A 24159-nucleotide genomic window follows, 5' to 3' on the forward strand; every position below is an offset into this window, starting at 1 on the left:
GGTACTTCTACTTCATTTACAATTTTATTAATAATATCTTCTGAAGTAACATCTTCTGCTTCTGCTTCATAGGTAATTCCAATTCTGTGACGTAAAACATCGTGTACAACTGCACGAACATCTTCAGGAATTACATAACCTCTACGTCTAATAAATGCATAACATTTTGCTGCCATTGCTAAGTTGATACTTCCACGAGGTGAAGCTCCAAAACTTATCAGCCCTTTTAAATCTGGTAAATTATATTTTTCTGGATAACGAGTTGCAAAAATAAGATCCAATATATATTTTTCAATTTTCTCATCCATATATACTTCTTTCACTGCTTGTCTAGCCCTATTAATTTGTTCTATTGAAGCAACAGCATTTACTTTATCGTAACTTCCTGTTAAATTCTGACGCATTATTAACTGCTCTTCATCTAATTTTGGATAGTCAATTACAGTTTTTAACATAAAACGGTAAACTTGTGCTTCAGGTAAAGGATATGTTCCTTCTTGTTCAACTGGGTTTTGAGTTGCCATTACTAAAAATGGTTCTTCAAGCTTAAAAGTAGTATCACCTATAGTAATTTGACGCTCTTGCATTGCTTCTAATAAAGCTGATTGCACTTTAGCTGGCGCTCTGTTTATCTCATCAGCCAATACAAAATTTGCAAAAATTGGCCCCTTTTTAATAGTAAAATCATTGTCTTTTACACTATAAATCATTGTACCAATAACATCTGCCGGTAATAAATCTGGTGTAAACTGAATTCTACTAAACTTCGCATCAATAGCTTTTGCCAATGTATTAATTGCCAATGTTTTTGCTAAACCAGGAACACCTTCTAATAAAATATGCCCATTTCCTAGTAAACCTATTAGTAAACGTTCAATCATATGCTTTTGACCAACAATTACTTTATTCATTTCCATGACAAGTAAATCTACAAACGCACTTTCTTTTTCAATCTTTTCGTTGATAGCTCTAATATCAACCGAAACGTTATTTTCTTCAATCATTTTATTGGTTTTTTACCGCGTGAATTTAATACTCTTTATTAGACAATGCAAGTAGCAGATTTTATTTTTAAATTCTTGTTAAAAATTGGTTAAAAATACAAGTAAAACCAATAGTTTAATAGTTATTTAACACCTTTTGAATTTACGTTAAATTAAAGTTTGAAAGTTATGTATAAATCAAATTTTCAACTATTGACTGACTAAAAATTAAAAAAGTTGATGTTTTCTCAATATTGAATAACTACAAATAATCAGAATACTATAACGTTTTCGATGATTTTCTGTTAAATAATTAACAATTAAGTGATATTGTTAAATTTATCATCTGTATTATTGTTTAATTTTAACATTTTTTTAATATTTGGCGAATACAAAAAACATAACTCAAATGAAAAAATCATTAACAAAATTAAAAATTTTAACATTTTTACTATTTATCCCTATAGTAACATGGTCACAAACCTCAGCTTCAGGAAAAATAGTAAATGCGAAAGGAGAAGGCGTTCCTTTTGTTACTGTTATTGAAAAAGGTACTTCAAACGGTACAACTTCTGCTCAAGATGGAAGTTTTCAGTTAAACGTTTCTAAATTACCTACAAATTTAGTAGCCTCATTTATTGGCTTCAAAGCACAAACTATAAATATAACCACTGCTAGTGGTAATACTATTTCTTTAGTTGAAGAAAGTGTTGGTTTAGATGAAGTAATTGTTACTGGAAACAGAGCAAAACCTCGTACTGTACTAGATTCTCCAGTGCCAATTGATAATATTGGAGTGAGTGAATTAAAATCGAGCGGACAAACAAGTATTGACCAAATGTTGACATACAAAGTTCCCTCTTACAACTCTTCTAATCAAACTATTTCTGATGCAACTGCGCATTTTGATCCAGCCGATTTAAGAGGTTTAGGTCCAAGTAGAACATTGGTTTTAGTAAACGGTAAACGAAAAAACCAAAGTGCATTAGTTTATATTAATGACACACCTGGTAAAGGTGAAGTTGGTACTGATATGAAAAGTATTCCAACTGCAGCAATTGAAAGAGTTGAAGTTTTAAGAGATGGAGCTTCTGCACAATACGGTTCTGACGCAATTGCGGGTGTAATTAATATTATTTTAAAGAAAAATGTTGAATACACTACTTTAAATGTTAATTCAGGAATTACTACTGAAGGTGATGGTTTTAATATTGGAGCAGACATCAATTCAACTTTAAGCATTGGTAATAATGGTGGTTATGCAAACTTTACTTTAGCCTATTACCAACAAGAATTAACAAATAGAGCTGGTGAACCAGGTGGTGATGGGTTATTTGGTGTAATTTTTGGTGATGATGCTATTTTAAACGGAACACTTCCTTGGTTACAGGAAAATCCAGATATGGGAATGACTATTGGTCAACCTGAAATGAAAAAAGGAGAGCTTTTTTACAATATGGCGCTACCATTTAAAAATGATAGTGGAGAATTTTATGCTTTTGGAGGCTTAAATACGCGTAAAGGAACAAGTTTTGCATTGTACAGAACTCCTTACTGGGTTCCAGATCCTCATAATTTATTACACGATGCAGGAACAGAGTATCAAGGTTTTCAACCAACTTTTGAAACTGACATTACAGATTTTATAAATAGCATTGGTGTTAAATTTGACTTTTTTGGATTTAATGCTGATTTAAGCGGAACTTTTGGAATAAACACTGTTGATTATACTGTTGGAAATACACTAAATCCTGATTTAGGTGCTGCAAGTCCAACTAATTTTAATGCTGGTGGTTACTCTTTTAGTAATTTAATAGCTAACTTTGATGTAAGTAAAAGTTATGGAGATATAAGTATTGCATTTGGTGCTGAAGCTAGAAAAGAAGTTTTTAAAGCTGAGGCTGGAGAACCAGATTCTTATTTTGGTGGTGGTGCACAATCATTTCCCGGTATTCAACCTGCAAATGCTGTAAATGAAGACAGAACAAATTACGGTGTATACGCTGGCCTTGACTGGGATGTAACAGATGAATTCTTAATTGGTGGTGCTGTACGTTATGAAGATTTTTCAGATTTTGGAAGCAACTCTTCATGGAAAGTAAGTGGAAGGTATAAATTAGGTAGTAAAGGTGCTATCCGTGCTTCATACGGAACTGGTTTTAGAGCGCCTTCATTACATCAAATTTACTTAAGTAATATTCAAACATTAGTTTCAGGAGGTACAATTTCAAATCAAGGTACTTTTAACAATGTAGATCCGGTAATTCGTGATGGTTTAGGTGTTCCTCAACTTCATGCAGAAGAATCAAAAAACATTTCTGCTGGTATAACTTACAAACCAACTAACAACTTATCATTCTCTTTAGATTTTTACAATATTAAAGTTGATGACAGAGTTTTATTCTCTGGTGAAGTTGGATTTGATGGTGACGATGGAACAACAAATCCTGTTGAAGTGATTTTGAATGATTTTAGTGTAACTAGTATTAAATTCTTTATTAACGCTGTAAATACTGAAACAAATGGAGCTGATTTTATGGCTAGCTATTCTAATATTGAATTAGGAGGAGGCTCTTTAGCTGTTAATTTTGCTGGTAATATAAATGACACTAAAATTAAAGGTGAAATTGCGACACCTCAAGTATTAGCTGATAATGATTATGATATTTTTAATAGAAAAGAACAAGCTAGAATTACAGATTCTAGACCAAAAACTAAGTTGATGTTAGGTTTTGACTATGAACTTGATAAGTTTAGTGCGCAATTAAACAATACCTATTTTGGTGAAGTTACTTGGCAACATGCAAGTGACCCAGCAAATGATCAAACTTTTGGTGGTAAAGTAGTAACAGATTTAAACTTTGGATATAATCTTTCTGAAAAAGTAGCTGTTAGTTTATCTGTAAACAATTTATTAAACGTGTATCCTGATGCTATTGAAACAAATGGTGATTTTGTAACAGATCTTGGTGGGCGTTTTAAATACCCTTGGGAAGTAAACCAATTTGGGTTTAACGGTACTATTTTAAAAGCTGGTGTAAGTTATAAATTCTAAAAAATTACTATAACTATTTAAACAAAAAAGGAGGCGAATTCGTCTCCTTTTTTAGTTCTTAAAATTTTCTAAACTTAGTTTATTATCTTCAAACTTAGCAAAAGTGTAGTGCGTAATCCAATCACCTGTATTTATGTATTTAGAGTTTTCTGAAACAGCAATTTCAAGAGGTAAATGCCTGTGTCCAAATATAAAATAATCGTAGTGTTTTTCTGTTAATTTCTTTTTACAGTATTGTACTAACCATTCATTCTCTTCACCTAAAAACTTCACATCTTCTTCACCTGAAATTAATTTATTTTTAACTGATAAATATTGTGCCAATCGTATTCCAATATCTGGGTGCAACCATCTGTAAAACCATTTTGAAATAGGGTTTGTGAACACTTTTTTCATTCTTTTATATCCATTATCTCCAGGTCCTAAACCATCTCCATGACCTATTAAAAATGTTTTATTATTAAATGTAAACTCCTTTGGTTTATGATACGTTGGTATATTTAATTCTGTTTCAAAATAATCACACATCCAAAGATCGTGATTACCAACAAAAAAATGGATTTGTATTCCGCTATCTCTTAACTCGGCAAGTTTTCCTAAAACACGCACAAATCCTTTTGGAACAGCTTTTTTATATTCAAACCAAAAATCGAATAAATCTCCCAATAAAAAAATAACTTCAGCATCATTTTTTATAATATCTAACCATTTTACAAATTGTTGTTCTCTAATTTTACTTTGTTTAATAGTAGGTGCTCCAAAATGTTGGTCTGAAGCAAAATATATTTTTTTTGAAATATTCAAAATTTGTATTAATTAAGAGTCTAAATATCTTTTTTATTGTGAATCCGCTTCTAATTCAAGCACTTTTAAAATCATAGGGTCTTTTTTATGAGTAATCTTAAAATAACCTGTTTCTTCAAATAAATTACGAGCAATAATAGCCTTTAAGTATAATTTTAAATTTTCACTATTTTTTGGAAATATTGGCGTATTTAAATCTAATTGATTTATATATTGGTTGAAAACTACATCTTCTTTGTCAAAATTTTCAACAAAATCATCCAATTTCCAAACGCTCAGTTTTTCTCTGTGATTATCTACATACTTAAAAACAAAATCATTTAAACCTCCATACAATCTATTACTATACGTGTTTAATGTGTCAATTGGCACAAAAACATCAGGGATAATGCCTCCGCCTCCATACACCGTTTTTCCTTTTGGAGTCGTATATTTTAAATGGTCATCTACTTTAATGCTATCTTTGTTTATTAACTCTCCATTATGAATTCTCTCAATATAATCGTTATTATATTTTTTAGTATCATTTTTGCTATATGGTTTTTGAATTGATCTACCTGTTGGTGTATAATAGCGAGATGTTGTTAATCTTACTGCTGATCCGTCTCCTAAATCCATTTCTTGTTGCACTAACCCTTTCCCAAAAGAGCGTCTTCCAACAATAGTTCCTTTATCATTATCTTGAAGCGCACCTGCAACAATTTCACTTGCTGAAGCTGAATTTTGATCTATTAACACATACACTTTTCCATCTTCAAAATCACCATAATTAGTTGCAAAAGACCTATCAACATCACCATTTTTATTTTTAGTAAAAACAATTAATTTTCCATCTTCTAAAAATTCATCAATAATACTATTAGCAATATCCATAAACCCTCCTGGATTTCCTCTTAAATCTAGCACAAGTGAATTCATTCCTTCTGAAATTAATTCATCTAAGCCAACTTTAAATTCGTCATAAGTAGTTCTTGCAAATCTGCCAATATTAATATAACCGAGTGTATTATTAATCATATAATATGATGAAACACTTTTAATTGAAACTTCACCTCTTGCAATTGGAATTTGTACAGTTTTATCTGTAGAGCGTCTATAAACTAAAATATCTACGCTGGTTTCTGGTTCACCTTTTAATGATTTCATAACTGCATCACTAATTTTTCGATCTCCTAAAAGCGTCCCTATTTCATTCTCTTGAATACCAGCTCTATTTTCTATACTTTCCCCAAATAACGTATCTTTATTTGCAACTATAATTCTATCTCCTTTTAAAACCCCAGCTTTTTCACTTGGTCCTCCTTTAATAACACTTGTAACAACTACTGAATCTTCGTGCATTAAAAATGAAACTCCAATACCAACAAATTTCCCTTGCATACTTTCAGTAACACGTTGTAATTCTTCCTTTGGAATATATACAGAATGTGGATCTAATTTCACCAACATATTGGTAATTGCATCATCTAATAAACTATCAGTATCAACTTCATCTACATAATCATATTGAATATAGTTTATTAACCTTTTTATTTTAGCTTCATTTGTGTTAGTACTAAATAAAACTGATTTATTTTTATAATTAAATGTACTTCCAATTAATACGCCTATTGCTATTGACAAACCTATAAAAATTGGAATTCTTGCTTTTCTTCTTGTCATTACTATTTATTAAGATGTGTTAGTTCAACACCTGCTTTTTCTAAAAAATCTAATCCTGAAGTATCTTTGTAGGCATGTGCATATACCACTCGTTTAATTCCTGATTGATGTATTAATTTACTGCATTCTTTACAAGGTGATAATGTAATATACAACGTTGAATTTTTACAAGATTGTGTTGAGCTTGCTACTTTTAAAATTGCATTTGCTTCAGCATGTAATACATACCATTTTGTAGTTCCATCATCTTCGCAACAGTTTTCAAAACCTGTTGGTGTTCCATTAAAGCCATCAGATATTATCATTCTATCTTTTACTATTAATGCTCCAACTTGTTTTCTGTCACAATGTGATAGTTTTGCCCATTCAAAAGCCATTTTAATATAGGCTGTATCGTATTTAAGTTGTTTTTGATTCATAAATTTTATGATTACAAAAATAATAAGTTTCTTCTAAATAGCACGTTAAAATTTTACCAAAATATAGCTGATTTAAGAATTGGCAAAGCTACACCTATTACTATTGATGAAGTAATTAAAATCCAATCTCGCTTTGAAAAACGCAATATATTTTGAGTAATAAATCCAAGTATTAAAATTATAAATACAATACTAATTTGTGCAAATTCAATTCCTAGAGCAAATTCTAACAACGGCAATAATTTACTTTCAGATTTTCCTATCAACATTTTAAACCCGCCAGCGAAAGCTAATCCATGTATTAAACCAAAAAATAACGCTAAAATTAAATTTATGTTTGATTTTAAATTTTTAGTAGATTTTCTAACATAAAAAATATTAAATAAAGCGGTTGTAATTATAGTAATAGGAATTAAAAATTCAATCCAATTGGAGTTTATTGAAACAATTTTATACGTTGATAAAATTAAAGTAAGCGTATGCCCAATTGTAAATAATGTTATTAACCATAGTGCTTTTTTCCAATTTTTAAAATCGTAAACAACTGTTAAGGCAACTAAAAATAAAATGTGGTCATAAGCATTCCAATCTAAGACATGAAAAAGACCTTCTTTTAAGAAGAATATAAAATTATCCATAAGTTAATAGGTTTTTGATTTCTCAAATATAAAAATTTGATTCCTCCAAAACACTACTTAAACCAATTATTTACAATTTCTAGCTCAATAGGTTGCGCTTTTTTATGTATAAATTCATTTTTTACAGCATCGTATTTATAATCTTTACTCCATTTTTTAACATTTTTCGCAACTTCTTTTATGCTTTCACAAATATAAATTACTTCATTATTTGTTAATGTTGGGTGGATAGACATGCGAATCCATCCTGGTCGTTCAACCATGCAACCTTCTAATATTTTCTCCTCAATTCCTTTTGAAGTTTGTTGATTTACGTGTAATAAAAAATGACCGTAAGTACCTGCGCAAGAACAACCTCCTCGCGTTTGAATACCAAATTTATCATTTAACAATTTCACAACTAAATTAAAATGAACATCTTCTAAATAAAATGAAAATATTCCTAACCTATCTTCATGTTGTCCTGCTAAAATAGTTAAGTTAGAGATTTTAGAAAGTTTATCAAAAACTAATTTGTTAATTTCATGCTCACGAGCTAAAATATTCTCAATACCCATTTGCTCTTTTAATTGAATTGAAAGTGCAATTTTTATGGTTTGTAAAAACCCTGGTGTACCACCATCTTCACGAGTTTCAATATCATCAACATAATCATGATTTCCCCAAGGGTTTGTATAACTTACGGTCCCTCCACCTGGATTATCTGGTACGATATTTTTATAAAGTTTTTTATTAAAAATTAACACTCCGGATGTTCCTGGGCCTCCTAAAAATTTATGAGGTGAAAAGAAAATAGCATCTAAATACGACTCACTATCCTCAGGATGCATATCAATTTCAACATACGGTGCTGAACAAGCAAAATCCACAAAACACAACCCACCATATTGGTGTGTAATTTTAGCTATTTTATGAAAATCTGTCCTAATTCCTGTTACATTTGAACAAGCAGTTACGGAAGCAATTTTTATGGGCCTGTCTTTATATTGAATTAATAGTTTCTCAAAACTATCAAAGCAAATTAAACCAGATTCTAAACAAGGAATTATTTCAACATCTGCAATAGTTTCTAACCAAGAAGTTTGGTTAGAATGATGCTCCATATGTGTTATAAAAACTATTGGTTTAAGTTCATCAGGAATATTTGTATGCGCTTTTAAATTTTCAGAAACTTTTAATCCTAAAATGCGTTGAAACTTATTTACAACACCAGTCATTCCAGTTCCTTCAGTAATTAAAACATCATCTGTATTCGCATTTACATGTTGCTTAATTATTGCTCTAGCTTTATGATATGCCATTGTCATAGCCGAACCTGTAATTGAAGTTTCAGTATGTGTATTAGCTACAAAGGGGCCAAATTTATTCAATAATTTTTCTTCTATTGGACGATATAATCTTCCGCTTGCAGTCCAATCAGTATAAATAATTTCTTTTTCTCCGTAAGGAGATTGAAATGTTTGATTGATTCCTACAATGTGTTTTCTAAATTGTTGAAAATAATTTTCTAATTCAGAAGGCTCATTTTTAGAAGAACTATTATGTTGGTTTGAAATAAAACTCATTATTAGCTAATTAGTTTACAAATTTAAAAAAAGAAACACGCTAATTCATAAAACTAGCCTGTTTCTTTATACATAAAATTTAATTTTACTTAAAATTTGCTATTCCTTCTTTTAACCAATTGTAATATTCATCAACATTTGGCGTGTAAGCTGCTGGATTTATTAAGTTTTCTTCATTATGATTCATTAACACGTAAAATGGTTGAGCGTTAGCTTTATATTTTATAGTTTGAAACTCGCTCCATTTTTGCCCAATATATTTCAACTTTTTTCCTGGTCGAAGTTGGGAGTCTAATTCTTCACCAACAGGAAGCTTTCTTTTATCATCAACATATAAAGAAATTAAAACAATATCATTTTTAAGTATTGGAAGTATTTTATCCTTTGCCCAAACATTTTGTTCCATTTTTCTACAGTTTACACAAGCATGCCCTGTAAAATCAATCATAACAGGTTTGTTTACTTTTTTAGCGTATGCCAAACCTTTATCATAATCGTTAAAAGCTAAAATATTATGTGGTGCCATGATATGAGCTCCATCAGGAATTTCAGCATGATTTTTACCTGATAAATTCCCTCCTCCAAGTTTTGTAAACCCTACACCATAAGGAGATTCAGCATAATGTTGCGCGGGTGGAAAAGCACTTATTAAATTTAATGGCGCTCCCCACAAACCAGGAATCATATAAATTGTAAACGAAAGTGTAATTAACCCTAAACTTAGCCTTCCAACTGAAATATGTGTTAATGGAGAATCATGTGGTAATTGAATTTTTCCGAACAAATAAAATGCCAATGCTCCAAAAATAGCAATCCAAATGGCCAAAAATACTTCTCGCTCTAACCAATGTAATTGTAGTACTAAATCGGCATTTGATAAAAATTTAAAAGCCAATGCTAATTCTAAAAAACCTAAAACAACTTTTACGGTATTTAACCAGCCTCCAGATTTTGGTAATGAATTTAACCAGCCTGGGAAAGCTGCAAATAATGCAAATGGAATTGCTAATGCTAAAGAAAATCCTAACATTCCAACAATTGGGCCTATTTGATTTCCTCCTGCAGCTGCTTCAACTAACAAAGTTCCCACAATTGGCCCTGTACATGAAAATGACACAATTGCTAAAGCTAGTGCCATGAAAAAGATACCAATAATCCCGCCTTTGTCTGCTTGAGCATCTACATTAGTTCCCCAAGAACTTGGTAAAACTATTTCAAAAGCTCCTAAAAATGAGACAGCGAAAATTACTAATAACAAGAAGAAAATAATATTAAACCATACATTAGTTGATAAAGCGTTTAAGGCATCTGCACCAAATACGGCACTCACTAAAGTTCCTAATAACACATATATAATTACTATTGAAGCCCCATAAATAATGGCGTTTTTAATTCCATCAGCTTTACTTTTGCTTTGTTTTGTAAAGAAACTCACCGTCATAGGAATCATTGGAAACACACAAGGTGTTAACAATGCTGCAAAACCAGAGAAAAATGCAATAATAAATATGATTAATAAGCTTTTATCTGATTCTTTTTTTGGAACCTCAGTAACATTTACAGTTTCTGTAACTCCTTTAACACTAAAATCAATTTCTTCAATTTTATTTTCTGAAATTACTGCTTTACTTTTTGAAATTTGAAAATTTAAATCCACAAAAGTTGGTGGTAAACAACTAGCATCATCACACACCATAAATTCAACTTCACCTACTATAGTTGAAGCGTTTGTAGAAAGCATTTTAATTTGCTGTTTAAAGGTCGCTTTATTTTCGAAATATTTAATTTCCATCTCAAAAACTGAATCAAAAACTGTATGTCCTTCTTCTTCAGAAGTATTTCCAACCAACTCATAATCTGTTGATTTTTCAAAAGAAAAAGTAGTAGGTATTGGACCGTCTTCAGGGACATTTTGAGAATATAAATGCCAATTTTGATCTATAGTTGCTTGAACAACTAAGTTGTATGTTGAGTCTGAAATTTTTTCTGTGCTTGTTGACCATTTAACTGGGTCATGAATTTGTGAAAAACTTGAGTAACTTAAAATTAATAAGGATAGAAGTAAAACTATTTTTTTCATATTAAAAGTTTGTTTCTTGTATTAGAATTTTCAAAAATAAACAATATTAGTTACTCTGTCGGTTTATAAGTCTATTTCAATAAGTTAGAAGTGTTAAATTTTTCTTAATCTATTAATTAAGCTATATTTTAAAATAATTATTACAAAATTCACCTTGAAATAGGGTTTTTCCATACCGATAGTAGGTTAAATCCGTAAACTTTCTGTTGTTTCTTTAAATAAATTCTAAATAATTTTTAGAGCTTAAAATTTATTTTACATTTGAGATATCTATAGAAATAATTTTAGCCCCAAAATTTTTTATAGTTTAAAAAACCCCAAAGAATTATTTTAGAAAAAGGATTTGTATTTATATAAATCCTTTTTCTTTTGCTTTTAAAACTAAAGCTCTATCTTCTTTTTCTTCAACTTCAAATAATGCTTTCAAATGTTTTTTCCTTTTTTCAATACCTGCCATAGACATTGGGAGAATATTAGGAAGTTCTTTCATTTTTGTACCTATAGACATTTCGTATAATAATTGTCTGTCTATTTTATCTAACTTATAATCAATTGAAGATTGCTTTCTAAACAGTTCAAGTACAGATTTACTATAGTAAGGCGTGTTGTTTAAAACTGTTTTTATAGATGTAACAAGTTCTTCTTTATTAATGTCATTTTTTATTAAAAAACCGTCTGGATTTACGTTTTTAAGTATAACCTGTATTCTATAATTATCATTAAAGGTAGTTGCTACAATTATTTTACAAGTAGGCAGTACATCTCTTATTTTAACTCCTAAATCTTCACCTGATAATATTTTTCCATCTTTTGAAGCTGGTAAAGAAATATCTAAAAAAACAATATCAATAGTTGTTGTTTTTTGTGCTTCTTCTATTTTTTGAACAGCATCATCAGAATTATGAACAATTGAAATATTAAATTTAAATTCATTGTTTTCTGAACTTATAAAATCAAATGCACTTTTATAAGCATCCGCAATTATAGGATGATCATCTATTATTAATACATTAAAAATTTTACTCATTTTCTTTATTTTGTATTAAACATGATACAAATATAGTAGTTCCTTTATTGATAGTTGCATTTACTTCAAAAAAGCCATTTAGTTTATGTACTCTTGACTGCATGTTTTTTAGCCCAATTCCTTTCCTTTTCTCAAGTGTATTAAACCCTAATCCGTTGTCTTTAATATATAAATTTAGTGTACTACTATTATCTAGCTCAAATTTAATTATTACTTGTGTCGCATTTGCGTATTTAATAGTGTTTTGAAGTGCCTCTTGCAGTATTCTATATAAATTAATTTTAATTTTATCACTAATTTTATCCCAGGAAATCTCTTTATCTGCACTTAGTTCATATTCAAAATTACCTACGTTGCTTTTTTGTGCAATTAAACTTTTTATAATTTTATAAAAGTCTATTTTGGAAGATAAAACATCGCTTTTTAACTCATGTGAAATTGCTCTAATTTCTTTTTCAATATTTTGAAGTTCATCTATAAAAAATTGATGTTTTTTTATGGCTGTTTCGTCTCCTTTAATTTTTAAAAATCCTAATCCTAATCTTGTACCAAAAATTTTACCCAAAACACCATCATGCAAATCTTCAGATATTCTGTGGCGTTCTTTCAATCTTCCTTCTTCAAGTTTTGATTGTTGTTTTAACATTAATGAAAAAATCTCTTCATTTGATTTTTGCTGTTCTCTTTCAAAAACCAATTCTTTATTTTTAGCTCTTTGAACTTTTAAAAAATACGCTAATGAAAGTAATAAAATAGTTAAAAAAGCACCTATTGAAATTAGTATTTTTTGCTGATTTAGCTTTTCGGTTTCATCAATATATTCATCTGTTTCAAAACGAATTCTTGTAAATTTATTTCTAATTTTTCGTTCTTCAATTTGAAGGCTGTCATTTAAATGAACATACGTTTTTAAATGCTTGCTTGTATTTCTTTTATCTAATTTTGATAACAATAATAATGATTCTAATTTATCTCTGTTATTATCAACTTTCTTAGCTAAATCATACGATTCAGTTACAAATAACACCGCTTTTATTGTATCTAATTGGGCTGCATAAAACTCAGCTAAGTGCCTTTTACTAATAACTACACCTGAAGTGTTTTTAAGACTATCTCTTATTTTTAATGACTTCTGAAGTTCAGCAACAATATTTATAGTATCTCCATCTAAAAATTTGGCGTACGCCATATTGTCAATTAACCGAGCGTAAAAATTTAAATATTTTTGTTTTAGGTCCTTGTTTTTTAAAGCTTTTTCATAGTTTTCGATAGCTTCTTCGTATTTTTTTAACTTTTGATAAACTAGTCCTAAATTATTTAAACTCCCTTCTTTATAAAGGCCTTTATTTTTAATTTTTTGAAGATATTCTAATGCATTATTATTGTAATAAATGGCTCTATCATACTCTTCTAGTTCAGTATAAATTAACCCTAGATAATTATAACAATTATAAATACTTAAATTCTTTTTTAGTTTTTTAAAAATGGTAAGTGCATCAAAAATTAAAACTTCACTACCTGTATAATCTTTTAAACGCCCTTGAAGGTAACCCATATTATACAGCATTTTTGCTGTATAATATTCGTGTTTTAGTAGTTTAAAATTTTTATAAGCTTCGTGATAATGGTAATAAGAGCTGTCTATAATTTCCTTTTTTGAATAAAAAGAAGCGTAATTCCAATGTGCATCACCAACACTAAAAGTATCACGTAACTTTGTTGCTAATGAAAGTGATTTTGAGTTAACTTTTCTAAATAAATTTTCACTATTTATTTTATCAGCCTCTAAAGAAATTTCAGCAAAATAATTTAATTTAACAGTATCTGAAGATAATTCATTTGTAAAAAAAAATGCTTTTTGAAGTGCTTTTTCTTTTGTGTTTTTTGAAACATTTCTATTTTTAGATTGTTGAATCCAATTTTCAATACTATCAACTTTTCCCTTTTTTAATTCACCTTCTTTTTGTTCATTTTTAGAACAAAAAACAAGTGTAAGTAATAAGAGAGAGTATAATAATATGTTATTATAAAAAGGTTTAGTGTTCAAAAAAAATAATTTAGCAAAACAAAGCTACTAAAAAAGCCTTAAACTAAAAGTCTAAGGCTTTTTAAAAAACTAACAATAAAGGTTTTTATATATATTATTAATCTCTAGAATTATCTAAACTAGCTGTACCATCTTCACCAGTAGCAAAAAGGTCGTCTTGTGTGTAAAGTGTTTCGTCAGCAGAAAGACTATCAGAAGTACAAGATGTTAATGCTATTAAAAATAAAGATACAGCGAAAATAGTTTTAATTGATTTCATAATATTAAGGTTTTAAGAGTTTATTTTAATTTTTACTTGTCTATAACTTTTAAATTATTTTATAATTAATAATCTAATTATATAAACGTTTAATTTTTTACTAAAGTACTTTAATAAAGATAGTTAACCTTTAAAAATACAGCATCTTTAGTAAAACAGTAATGTGTGTACGTGAAACCTTAACGTTTGAAAGTGAAATTTAATTTAAAGATTGGTAAGAGTATTCAGATAAGTCTTTATTCATACTTTCAATATTATTAATATATGTTTTTGTAAATGGAACTTCGTAACTATTTCTTTTTATAGTACACGTGTATTTTCCATATTGTATTCTTGATACAAAATTTTTATTAATAATATAGCTTTTGTGAATTCTATGAAAGTTGTTTGGTAATATTTCTTGAAATGTTTTAAGTGTTTTATAAGCGCTTATAATATTGCCGTCATTCATATAAAAATCTGTAGTATTGTTATCTGCTTTTAAAAATAGGATTTCATCGGTTTTTAGATATTGATAATCTTTATACGATTTTAAACAAATGTTTTTTCTTGATTGTACAGGTATTTTTTTAAGTACTTTTAAAACAGCCTTTCTAATTTCTAATTCTGTTAACGGGTTTAATAAAAAATCGAAAAAACCATTTTTTATAACTTCATAAACTTTTTCTTTTGAAGATGATATAGCAATAAACACAGGGAAATCTGCATTAAATAAATTTAATTCTTGCGTAAATTTAAATGGGTTATCTATAACATTATCTATATTAAAAAAAACTAAATCTGGTGTTTCCTTTAATATGGTGTTCATTGCACAATTATAATCATTGGAAACACCTATACAATTAAACTCATAATAATCTTCTAAAACATTTTTAATGTTTTCAATAGCTTGAGGGTTTTTATCTATTATAAAATAATTACGCATTTGGGGGGGGACAAATTTTGTTTTCACAAACTTACTAAAGTTTTTAAGAACGTTTGTAGGGATTTTCCTTCCTTTTTGTATGGATAAAACTTCTGTTGAAAAAATGAATACCCTTAAATTTACCTTGTTCTAATTGTATAATTAGACTTTTATTAACTTACTAACTACAAGTGTTTTACTAAAATAATAAACGGTTTTATTGAAAGCATCAACTCAAATTTTGAAGTAAAAATGACAGAGCATACCACAAATAACAATTCAGAGGCTGAAAAAGCAACTAATAATACTCCAAAAAATAATGTGGATAAACAAACAAATAACTATCCAAGTGATATTCAAGGGTTGTTTGATCGTTTAGGTATTTAAACAAAATATTATTTTAATACTAAATTTCCTTGTTAATAAAATTTATACCGCTTTACTTTTCTTAATTTTTCTAATGAACATAACATAGTTATTTATACAACTTAAAAGCATAAACCTCTCACTTCCTATTAATTACTGTTAATAATAGTAATATCCTTAAAAAATCAGAAGTTTTTTTCATCCTTCCTAAAATAAAACCACACTATTTTAAATCTAAGTTTTTTTATTTTATTAAAAAAATAGTACTTTTAGTGTCCAAATTGAAACACTTCAAAATTGATTTGTGTAAATTTTTAAAAACTTAAAATCATATATGCCTATTAAAGTTTTGTTTATAACAAATAATGAATCATTAAAAAGCTCTATTCATGAAATTTTAAAAAAAAATCTAGGTATAAAATACTTGATTATAAATGATTTGGAGTTGCTTAACCCAGAAATAAAAGACAATAATTACTCGCATGTAATTTCTTCCAATAAAATAAATAACACTTTTTTAAAAAATTATTTAAGCGGTATAACTGTTCCAATATTAGCACTTATTAATGATGCCGACACTGAAACAATTGAAAACACACTATTTAAAACAACTAAACTTCCTTTAACTTACTCAACATTGTTTTCGTTTTTATGTGAAACACCAATACTTGCATATGGCACTTTAGAAAGTTACGCTTTGGACGATCCTGAGTTTATAACTCAAGTAAAAGGACTTATTGTTGAAGAGTTTGAAAATAATTTTAAAGAAATTCCGCAGTTAATAAAAAACAATAATTTAACTGAAATAAAAAGCAAAACTCATCAAATGGTAAGTAAATTCGCATTATTAGAAATGAATAATTCTTTTGAATTATCAAAAGAAATTGATTTAAATATACTTGATGAACCTGAAAAACAATTACAAAATATGGCGTATTTATTAGTAGATATAGAAATAGCTTTAACTCAATTAAAATAACTAAGTATGAATTGTATAATAATTGATGATGATACGTTTTATATAGAATTTCTTAAAAATTACTGTAAAAAAGTAAATATTGAAGTAAAAGCCGTTTATCAAAATTCTGTAGTTGCTTTACAAGAAATAAGTAAATTATCCGATTGTGATGTTGTTTTTTTAGACATTCATATGCCTGATATTTCTGGGTTTGATATTTTAAAAAACAAACCCAATACACAAATAGTTATTTTATCAGCTGATGATGCAAATGCAATTAAAGCTTTTGATTATAATGTTGTAGATTATTTACAAAAACCATTTGAATTTGAACGTTTTATGAGAGCTATTAACAGAGTTCAAGAACGTATAAAACCTGATGCAGCAACTGAACAACAAATACCTGTTGAAGAAAAAGAAACTTCAACAAACCAAGATATCAGTTCAATTTTTGTAAACGTAAATAAGAAACTTATTAAATTAAATATTGAAGATATTTATGCTGTTGAAGCAAAAGGCGATTATGTTTTAATAAAATTAGATGATAAAGATAATTTAATAGTTCATTCTACATTAAAAAGAATAAAAGAAAAATTACCACTTCACATATTTACACAAGTGCATAGATCATTTTTAGTTAATTTAAAAAAGATTGTTGATATTGAAGACTCTACCATAGTTGTTAATAGAGATGTAATTCCTATTAGCAAAAGTAATAGAGCTTCATTAATGGCCAAGCTAGATATTTTGAATTAAAACCCTTTAAGCAATTTTCCTTTTTTTTAATATTCTAAATAACTTTTTTAATAACCCCTCTCTGTAAAAAAAGCTTTTATACAGGCTCTTCATTTCAATCAGCTATCTATAACGGTTATAAATAGATTTGTTAATAGAAACTTATGATACTTAAATTACAAATTAATAACTTCTCTTTTGTAATTTTACAAAAAACAACCTGTTAAAAAGATTATTTCAATAATGTATAAAACTCAAAACTTTAGAATTTTATTTCTTGTTTTATTGTTTACTCAACTTACATTTAGCCAACAATTCTTAAAAAAACAGGTTGACAGTATTTTTACAGTTCTAAAAGTTAAACCAAATACAATTTCAAAAGTTGATGATTTAATTTCATTGTATAAAAAAGCTGTTAGAGCTAAAATTACAAGTGAAGAGGTTATTGATGAAGCTATTTTTATTTCAGAAAAAATATTTTATATAAAAGGGTTAGGTGTAAGTTATGATAGAAAAGGTTTAGCTGCAAGATATAATTATAACTATGAAAATTCAGTAAAAAACCATAAAAGAGCTTTAAATCACCTTACTAAAACTACTGATACAATACAGATTATTAAGTGTTTAAATAATTTAGGTGTAAGTTATAGAAAACTTAATTTAGAAAAAGAAGCTTTTAATTTTTACTTTCAGGCGTTAGGTTTATCAGAAAAAATAAAGCATAATAAAAGTATTATCATTGCATTAAATGGCATTGGAAATGTCTTTATTGACACTAAAGAATATGATAAAGCATTACATTATTTTAAACGAGTTTACACCTTAGATTTAGCAGGTAAAAATATGAGAGGCCAAGAGTATAGTTTATCTAATATTGGCGAGGCATATTTACACCAAAAATCATACGATTCAGCATATTTTTATATTAATAAAGCGCTAGAATTAACAAAAGAACACAAGCATAAAGCAAGTGAGGCTATTAGATATAATTTGTTAGGGTTACTTTTTCAACACAAAGAAGAATACCAAGAGTCAACAAATTTCTATAAAGAAGCAATACCGCTATTTACAAAAGAAAATAATATACGTTATTTAAGCAATACACTAATTAACGTAGGGAAAAATCAACTTCACTTAGGAGAATATGAAGATGCTATTGATAATATAACAGTAGGGTTAAATAGTGCAAAAATGATAAAATCTAAAGAAAATATTTATTTAGGTTACAACACACTTGTAGATTATTATACAATAACAAAAAACTATAAAAAGGCTTTAAATTCACATAAAATTGCAACTACATTTCATGATAGTATTGTAAATGAAGCCTCTCAAAAAAGTATTATTAGTACCCAAGTTGAATATGAGACCGCAAAAAAAGACGCCCAAATACAGCGATTAGCAAAAGAAAATGAATTAAGTCAAAATAAAGCAACAACAAATTTTAATCGCTTAATTATTATATCATCTTTAAGCATTGCTGGAATTATAATACTACTTTATTTACTTCGTTTATATCGAAAAAATTCTGATTTAGAAATAGAAAATAAAAATTCAGAATTACAAAACTACATACTTCAAATTAATGAATTAAAAGAAAAAGCTAAAAATAAATCACTTACAGAATCTGAAATTTTTGATGAAAATTTTAGTGGTTTTGGACTTTCGAAAAGGGAAATAGAAGTGTTACAGCATATTTCTGATGGACTTAGTAATTACGAAATTTCAGAAAAAATGTTTGTCTCAAACAATACTGTAAAAACACATATAAAAAACATTTATTCTAAACTAGATGTTAAAAACAGAATACAAGCTATAAAAAAAATTAGCGGTAAATAGACTTTTTTAGTCTACAATTCTTTTAATATTTTTTAACCTTAACTTCTAAGGTGAAAATTCTTAATGTTTATTAAAACAAGGCTTTTTTAGTCAATAATCACCCTAAAGGGTGAAGTAAATCATACTTTTATATGAAGTAATTTTTTGAATTTGAAGGTAATTTAGCAGTGTAATTAGAACCACAATAATGCTAAAATTATAAATTCAAAAATCATGAAAAAAATCACTTCTAATTTTAAAACCAACACACTCTTTAAACTGTTACTTGTTTTTAGTTTATTCTTTTTAATGCCTCAGCAATCTGAAGCTCAGTTTTTCAAAAAATTAGCTAAAAAAGCAAAAGAAAAAATTGATAAAGAAGCCGAAAAAAGATCTGAAAAACGTGTAAATAAAAAAATTGATAAAACTTTTGACGATGCTGAAGATGTATTAGACGGGAAGAAAAAAGAAGATAAAGAGGAAGAAAGAAAGAAAAATGAAAAAGGTGCAAGTAATTCAGAATCTGTAAATTCTGATGAAGCCAATGCAAAATCAAACAAACCCACAGTAGTTTGGAGCAAGTTTGATTTTGTACCTGGTGATACCGTTATTTTTGAAGATGGACAAAGTGTTGATGAAGAAAATGGCGAATTCCCTAGCCGTTGGGATTTGTATAAAGGAAGTGCAGAAATTGCCCAAGTAAATGGAGAAAATGTAATCATGTTTCTTGATAGCGGAGGAGATATAATTCCCTATTTAAAAAATGCTACGGAAGATTATTTACCTGAAGTATTCACCATAGAATTTGATGTATGGTTTGAAAAAGGACAAACAACTAGTAATCGGTTTTTCATTTCTTTCAGAGATAAAAAAAATCAAAGAGGAAAAGGTTTAGGAGGAAATTTTACGATTTATCCAAATGGAATTGAATTTAAAGAAACTGACAAAAGATATCCAGGAACAGAAGCTTTAAATTGGTCTGAAGAACCAATAGGACAATGGAGACATATTTCTATTGCCTATACCAAAGGAAAATTTAAAGCTTATATGGATGATACGCGATTAGTTAACATCCCACATTTAGAAGGCAACCCTTGGGGGTTTACCATACGTTCTCAAAAAGGAAATCAATACTTAAGAAATTTTCGCATAGCTAAAGGTGGTGTAAAATATTATGACCGTGTATTATCTGAAGGGAAAATTATTGTAAACGGAATTAAATTTGATGTGAATAAAGCGACTTTAAAAGCTGAAAGTATGGGGCCAATCAACAAAATTTATCAATTGATGGAAAAAAATCCTGAACTTAACTTTAGTGTAGAAGGTCATACAGATACAGATGGTGGTGATGAAGCTAATATGACTTTATCTAAAGCAAGAGGAAAATCAGTTATGGATAAATTAATTGCAATGGAAATTTCATCAAACAGATTAAAGTCTAATGGTTTTGGAGAAAGTAAACCTTTAGATAATAACAGTACTCCAGAAGGAAAAGCCAATAATAGAAGAGTTGAATTTGTAAAATTTACAGGAAAATCTTCAACAAATAGTAATACTAGCAATAGTAATACGAATAATAATTCAGCTTTTAATGAAATAGATAAAAAAACAATTGCAATTAAGTTAGAGTCTCTACCTGAAAGTATAAATATTCCTATATCAAACAATTCAGGTATTGTAAATGGTAAAGGTACTATTATGCTGTTTGCAACTTCCGATGGGAATTTAGGAAAAATGGAAGTTTTAGATGTTGATGAAAACAACAATCACAAACTAAGTATTAAGTATGTAACCTACAATTACAATGGTTCTGTGCATAGTCAATCCAATCATTTAGAAATTCAAGGAACTTATACGTGCGATTTAGATAAAGGTAAAACTGAAGATGTAATTTCTTCTGAAAGAGATTTCCATTTGGGTATTCAAGATAGCAAAACCGCAACCTTATATCCTGGAGAAACTGCAATTTTAAAAATTTTAAACTAAAAAAATATTATGAAAAAAATAATTTTTATGCTAATAACTATTTTTAGTGTTAGCCAAATTACGGGACAAAGAACAATGTCAGGTAACTTAAATGAATTAAGACAAAAGGTACATAACATGAATCCGGAAGATATTATTTTGGAGGCTTTGGATCTTGATATTTATGATTTTGAAGAAGAGAATGATATTACATATGAGGAGGAGTTTGAACTAAATAATGAAGAAGATATACTAGACATGTTTAGTGACATTATTGAGGCTAGAGAAGAGAGAGAAATATCAAGTGATATTTGGGACAATTTAAATGTTGGTGTTCTTTTTAGAGGAAATGTGAACGTAGATGGTAGTATTAACATTGATGGGTATATTGGTAATATTAATATGCCAGGCGGTGGTAGTGACTATGATTTGGATATTGGTTCAGGTTACGGGAGAAAAGGAAATAGTTCATATGCAGGAAGTGGTTATGGTCAAGATAAAGGAAGTGGTGTAGGTGACGTTGACCGTAATAATCCAATGGGTAATTATGGTAACGATAATTTTAAAGGAGTACCTGGGCAAGGTCATAGTTCTGCTGGTGGAAACACTTGGGATGTAGGAGCTACTCATTCTTCTTCTAAACATTCAGATGGTAATAGTACTACTTCATTTATTCATCACACATCATCTGTGAGTAATGATAGTGGATACCATTCTGAAACTGATAAACAACATGTTGGTAACTCGGATGGGAGTTATGTAACTAAAATACATGTTTCTCAAACACAACCAGATGGTAGTAACGCTACTTGTGATAAAACAGTTACTAAAGATGCAGATGGTAATAAAAAGACAACAACTACAGTGACTAAAACGGATGCTGATGGCAATGAAACTAGCAAAGAAACTACTGAAAAAGAAGAAGACACTTATGAAAACCCTATGGATGAAGAAAATGGAGGGAATGCGCCTCCGGGTCCAATAGAAATGCAAATGGCTGTATATAGAGCTGTTACTTTAAATTCTTTGGCAGGAGGAAGTACTGGAGATGCAAATGATCCAAGGAGTGAAGCAGGTACAAATTCAGATGGTAGCGGAATGATTAATATTAATGATGGGTCTAAACTAGGTAATATGAAATCAAAAACAACCGGTGGTAAATTGAAAACCACCAACCGAAAAACGAATACGATCAATCCAGGCCGAGTAAATTTGAAGAAAGTAAATAAAATTAAAAGTTAGAATCAATAATAATTTATTTAATTCTTTACAATGAAAAAAATATATCTATTACTAATAGCACTTATCACTTGTGTTGGATTTTCAAATGCCCAAAAAGCTGATTTAAATGCTGTTTGGAAATTCACTGAATCTGTTAAATATGGTGATCAAACATATACTAACATCATCTACATAACATTTAAAGATACTGGTGTAATTGAAATTTCAGGACGAGATCTTGGAACCTGGTTAAAAAACGAATCAGAAACAACGCTTACTATTAAATGTGACCGATTTGAGGGAATTGAAGGAGAGAATAAAATAGAAACTTTGACTGAAAAGGAATTAAAACTCATAAATTCTAAAGGTGAAGTTAATATACTACAAAGAATAAGCCTTCCTAAAGGTAAAGAACTAAACAACAAATTTACTGGAGAATGGTTGTTAGAAAAAGTGGAAAAGGATGGGAAAACTGATTTTGTAGGTCTGATAGTGGAGTTAAAAAGCAATGGAATTTTCTATACTGAGGGATTTATATTTGGAACATGGGATTATAATAAGGCGACTAAAAAAATAATTTTTGATGTTAAAGAAGAAAAAGATCCATTTAATGGAGAGCATACTATTCTAAAATCTAATAAAACAACCTTTATTATGGATGCGGAAGGTACTAAACTGTATTTTTCTAAAATTGACCACGAAAAAATTGCAAAAGAAAATGGTGCTTCTGGTTTAATTGGAACTTGGAGACTTAGCGATGAAGAAAATCCGGATGCAATACATATATTAAAATTCAATGCTCCTAACAAGTTTGTTTTTGTTGAAAAGACTGAATATTCTACAACTACATCTAACGGATTGTGGCTCTTCAATAAAAGTGAAAAAACAGTACTATTAATAGGTCGCTTAGATAAATTAAGAGGTTTAAATAAGGTAATAGCTATTACTAATAATGAAATTTCATTAGAAAACAGTGGCACAATTTATTCGCTAAAAAAAGAGAAGAAACAATATGCTAAAATTGAACATCTCACTTTTACACAAGATGACTTTTATACCGAAGGTGGAGAAGGTGATTTTAAATACTACGATGACGAACAAAAATTACCTTGGAAAGACTACATGGAAATGATGATGACTTTGGTAAATGTAAAGCAATTGGTTTACAAATATTCAACTTTAATTGAAGCTGTAGCTGTTTTCGAAAACAAAACACTTACTGCCAATGTAAACTCAAACCCTCAAAAACAAGCACTTAGTATAGATTTCATTTTCAATGGATACGACCGTTACAACCTGCCCGAAAATACAGCGCTACCACCAAATAAATTTGATACATATAACAAGTTGTATCCTGAAGAAGATAATAACGCCTTTAGAGTTGTTGGAGAAGAACAAATTACCACTCCATCCGGTACTTTTGATTGCACAGTTATTGAAGTGGTAGACAGTTTTGATCGCAGTAAAAAACTTTGGATGATAAACAACAAACCCGGGATTTACGCAAAAATTATTGACGAAAATAGAGACGAAAATTACGGTTATTACCACATCTATGAATTGAAAGAAATTAAAGAGTAAAAAAACAATAAAAACATAAAAATAAATATCATGAAAAAAATAAGCATCATACTTTCTTTAGCAGTTTTACTA

19 protein-coding genes are annotated in these 24159 nt (G+C 28.7%); 8 read left to right on the forward strand and 11 right to left on the reverse strand.

Annotated elements, in window-relative coordinates; translation table 11 throughout:
• The coding region (locus GQ540_RS00250) for a MoxR family ATPase (RefSeq protein ID WP_291795557.1) at positions 1-1004 on the reverse strand (1004 nt) is incomplete at its 3' end.
• A gap of 388 nt (positions 1005-1392) precedes the next feature.
• Here GQ540_RS00250 and GQ540_RS00255 point away from each other — a divergent pair.
• Complete coding sequence (locus GQ540_RS00255; RefSeq protein WP_291795560.1) at positions 1393-4038, forward strand: TonB-dependent receptor; 2646 nt, start codon at positions 1393-1395, stop codon at positions 4036-4038.
• A gap of 51 nt (positions 4039-4089) precedes the next feature.
• On the opposite strand, the gene GQ540_RS00260 is transcribed toward GQ540_RS00255, so the two are convergent.
• The 10 genes from GQ540_RS00260 to GQ540_RS00305 all read right to left on the reverse strand — a co-directional run bounded on the left by GQ540_RS00260 (position 4090) and on the right by GQ540_RS00305 (position 15464).
• Positions 4090-4842, reverse strand: a complete 753-nt coding sequence (locus GQ540_RS00260) for a UDP-2,3-diacylglucosamine diphosphatase (protein ID WP_291795562.1) — start codon at positions 4840-4842, stop codon at positions 4090-4092.
• Between the two features lie 33 nt (positions 4843-4875).
• Positions 4876-6504: a S41 family peptidase gene (locus GQ540_RS00265; protein ID WP_291795565.1), complete on the reverse strand. Its 1629-nt coding sequence runs from the start codon at positions 6502-6504 to the stop codon at positions 4876-4878.
• Positions 6505-6506: 2 nt separating this feature from the next.
• Positions 6507-6923 carry a dCMP deaminase family protein gene (locus GQ540_RS00270; protein WP_291795568.1) on the reverse strand — a complete coding sequence of 139 codons (417 nt, stop codon included), beginning with the start codon at positions 6921-6923 and terminating at the stop codon, positions 6507-6509.
• 53 nt (positions 6924-6976) lie between these two features.
• Complete coding sequence (locus GQ540_RS00275; RefSeq protein ID WP_291795571.1) at positions 6977-7561, reverse strand: HupE/UreJ family protein; 585 nt, start codon at positions 7559-7561, stop codon at positions 6977-6979.
• Positions 7562-7614: 53 nt separating this feature from the next.
• Positions 7615-9126: an aminotransferase class V-fold PLP-dependent enzyme gene (locus GQ540_RS00280; RefSeq protein WP_291795574.1), complete on the reverse strand. Its 1512-nt coding sequence runs from the start codon at positions 9124-9126 to the stop codon at positions 7615-7617.
• Positions 9127-9211: 85 nt separating this feature from the next.
• Positions 9212-11206 (reverse strand): cytochrome c biogenesis protein CcdA, encoded by a 1995-nt coding sequence (locus GQ540_RS00285; RefSeq protein WP_291795576.1) that lies wholly within the window; start codon positions 11204-11206, stop codon positions 9212-9214.
• 349 nt (positions 11207-11555) lie between these two features.
• The gene (locus GQ540_RS00290; RefSeq protein ID WP_291795579.1) at positions 11556-12233 is read right to left on the reverse strand and encodes a response regulator; all 678 of its coding nucleotides are present in this window, start codon (positions 12231-12233) and stop codon (positions 11556-11558) included.
• On the reverse strand, positions 12226-14280 hold the full coding sequence (locus tag GQ540_RS00295; protein ID WP_291795582.1) for a tetratricopeptide repeat-containing sensor histidine kinase: 2055 nt from the start codon (positions 14278-14280) through the stop codon (positions 12226-12228). Before GQ540_RS00295 ends, GQ540_RS00290 begins: the two co-directional genes overlap by 8 nt.
• A 97-nt stretch (positions 14281-14377) precedes the next feature.
• Positions 14378-14539, reverse strand: a complete 162-nt coding sequence (locus GQ540_RS00300; RefSeq protein ID WP_291795585.1) for a hypothetical protein — start codon at positions 14537-14539, stop codon at positions 14378-14380.
• A 199-nt stretch (positions 14540-14738) separates the two neighbouring features.
• Positions 14739-15464 (reverse strand): LytTR family DNA-binding domain-containing protein, encoded by a 726-nt coding sequence (locus GQ540_RS00305; protein WP_291795588.1) that lies wholly within the window; start codon positions 15462-15464, stop codon positions 14739-14741.
• A gap of 231 nt (positions 15465-15695) precedes the next feature.
• Between GQ540_RS00305 and GQ540_RS00310 the strand changes: the two genes are divergently transcribed.
• From GQ540_RS00310 to GQ540_RS00340, 7 genes are all read left to right on the forward strand, one after another.
• The gene (locus GQ540_RS00310) at positions 15696-15830 is read left to right on the forward strand and encodes a hypothetical protein (protein WP_291795591.1); all 135 of its coding nucleotides are present in this window, start codon (positions 15696-15698) and stop codon (positions 15828-15830) included.
• A gap of 313 nt (positions 15831-16143) precedes the next feature.
• A complete protein-coding gene (locus tag GQ540_RS00315) occupies positions 16144-16788 on the forward strand; it encodes a hypothetical protein (protein WP_291795594.1) in 645 nt (214 codons plus the stop codon).
• Positions 16789-16794: 6 nt separating this feature from the next.
• The gene (locus GQ540_RS00320) at positions 16795-17523 is read left to right on the forward strand and encodes a LytTR family DNA-binding domain-containing protein (RefSeq protein WP_291795596.1); all 729 of its coding nucleotides are present in this window, start codon (positions 16795-16797) and stop codon (positions 17521-17523) included.
• A gap of 222 nt (positions 17524-17745) precedes the next feature.
• Positions 17746-19341 carry a tetratricopeptide repeat protein gene (locus tag GQ540_RS00325; protein ID WP_291795599.1) on the forward strand — a complete coding sequence of 532 codons (1596 nt, stop codon included), beginning with the start codon at positions 17746-17748 and terminating at the stop codon, positions 19339-19341.
• A 213-nt stretch (positions 19342-19554) separates the two neighbouring features.
• The gene (locus tag GQ540_RS00330; RefSeq protein WP_291795602.1) at positions 19555-21306 is read left to right on the forward strand and encodes an OmpA family protein; all 1752 of its coding nucleotides are present in this window, start codon (positions 19555-19557) and stop codon (positions 21304-21306) included.
• A gap of 9 nt (positions 21307-21315) precedes the next feature.
• The gene (locus GQ540_RS00335) at positions 21316-22527 is read left to right on the forward strand and encodes a hypothetical protein (RefSeq protein ID WP_291795605.1); all 1212 of its coding nucleotides are present in this window, start codon (positions 21316-21318) and stop codon (positions 22525-22527) included.
• A 30-nt stretch (positions 22528-22557) separates the two neighbouring features.
• Positions 22558-24087 (forward strand): hypothetical protein, encoded by a 1530-nt coding sequence (locus GQ540_RS00340; RefSeq protein WP_291795607.1) that lies wholly within the window; start codon positions 22558-22560, stop codon positions 24085-24087.
• The last annotated feature ends 72 nt before the right edge of the window (positions 24088-24159 follow it).

Source organism: Lutibacter sp. (assembly GCF_013139515.1).
Classification (GTDB): domain Bacteria; phylum Bacteroidota; class Bacteroidia; order Flavobacteriales; family Flavobacteriaceae; genus Lutibacter.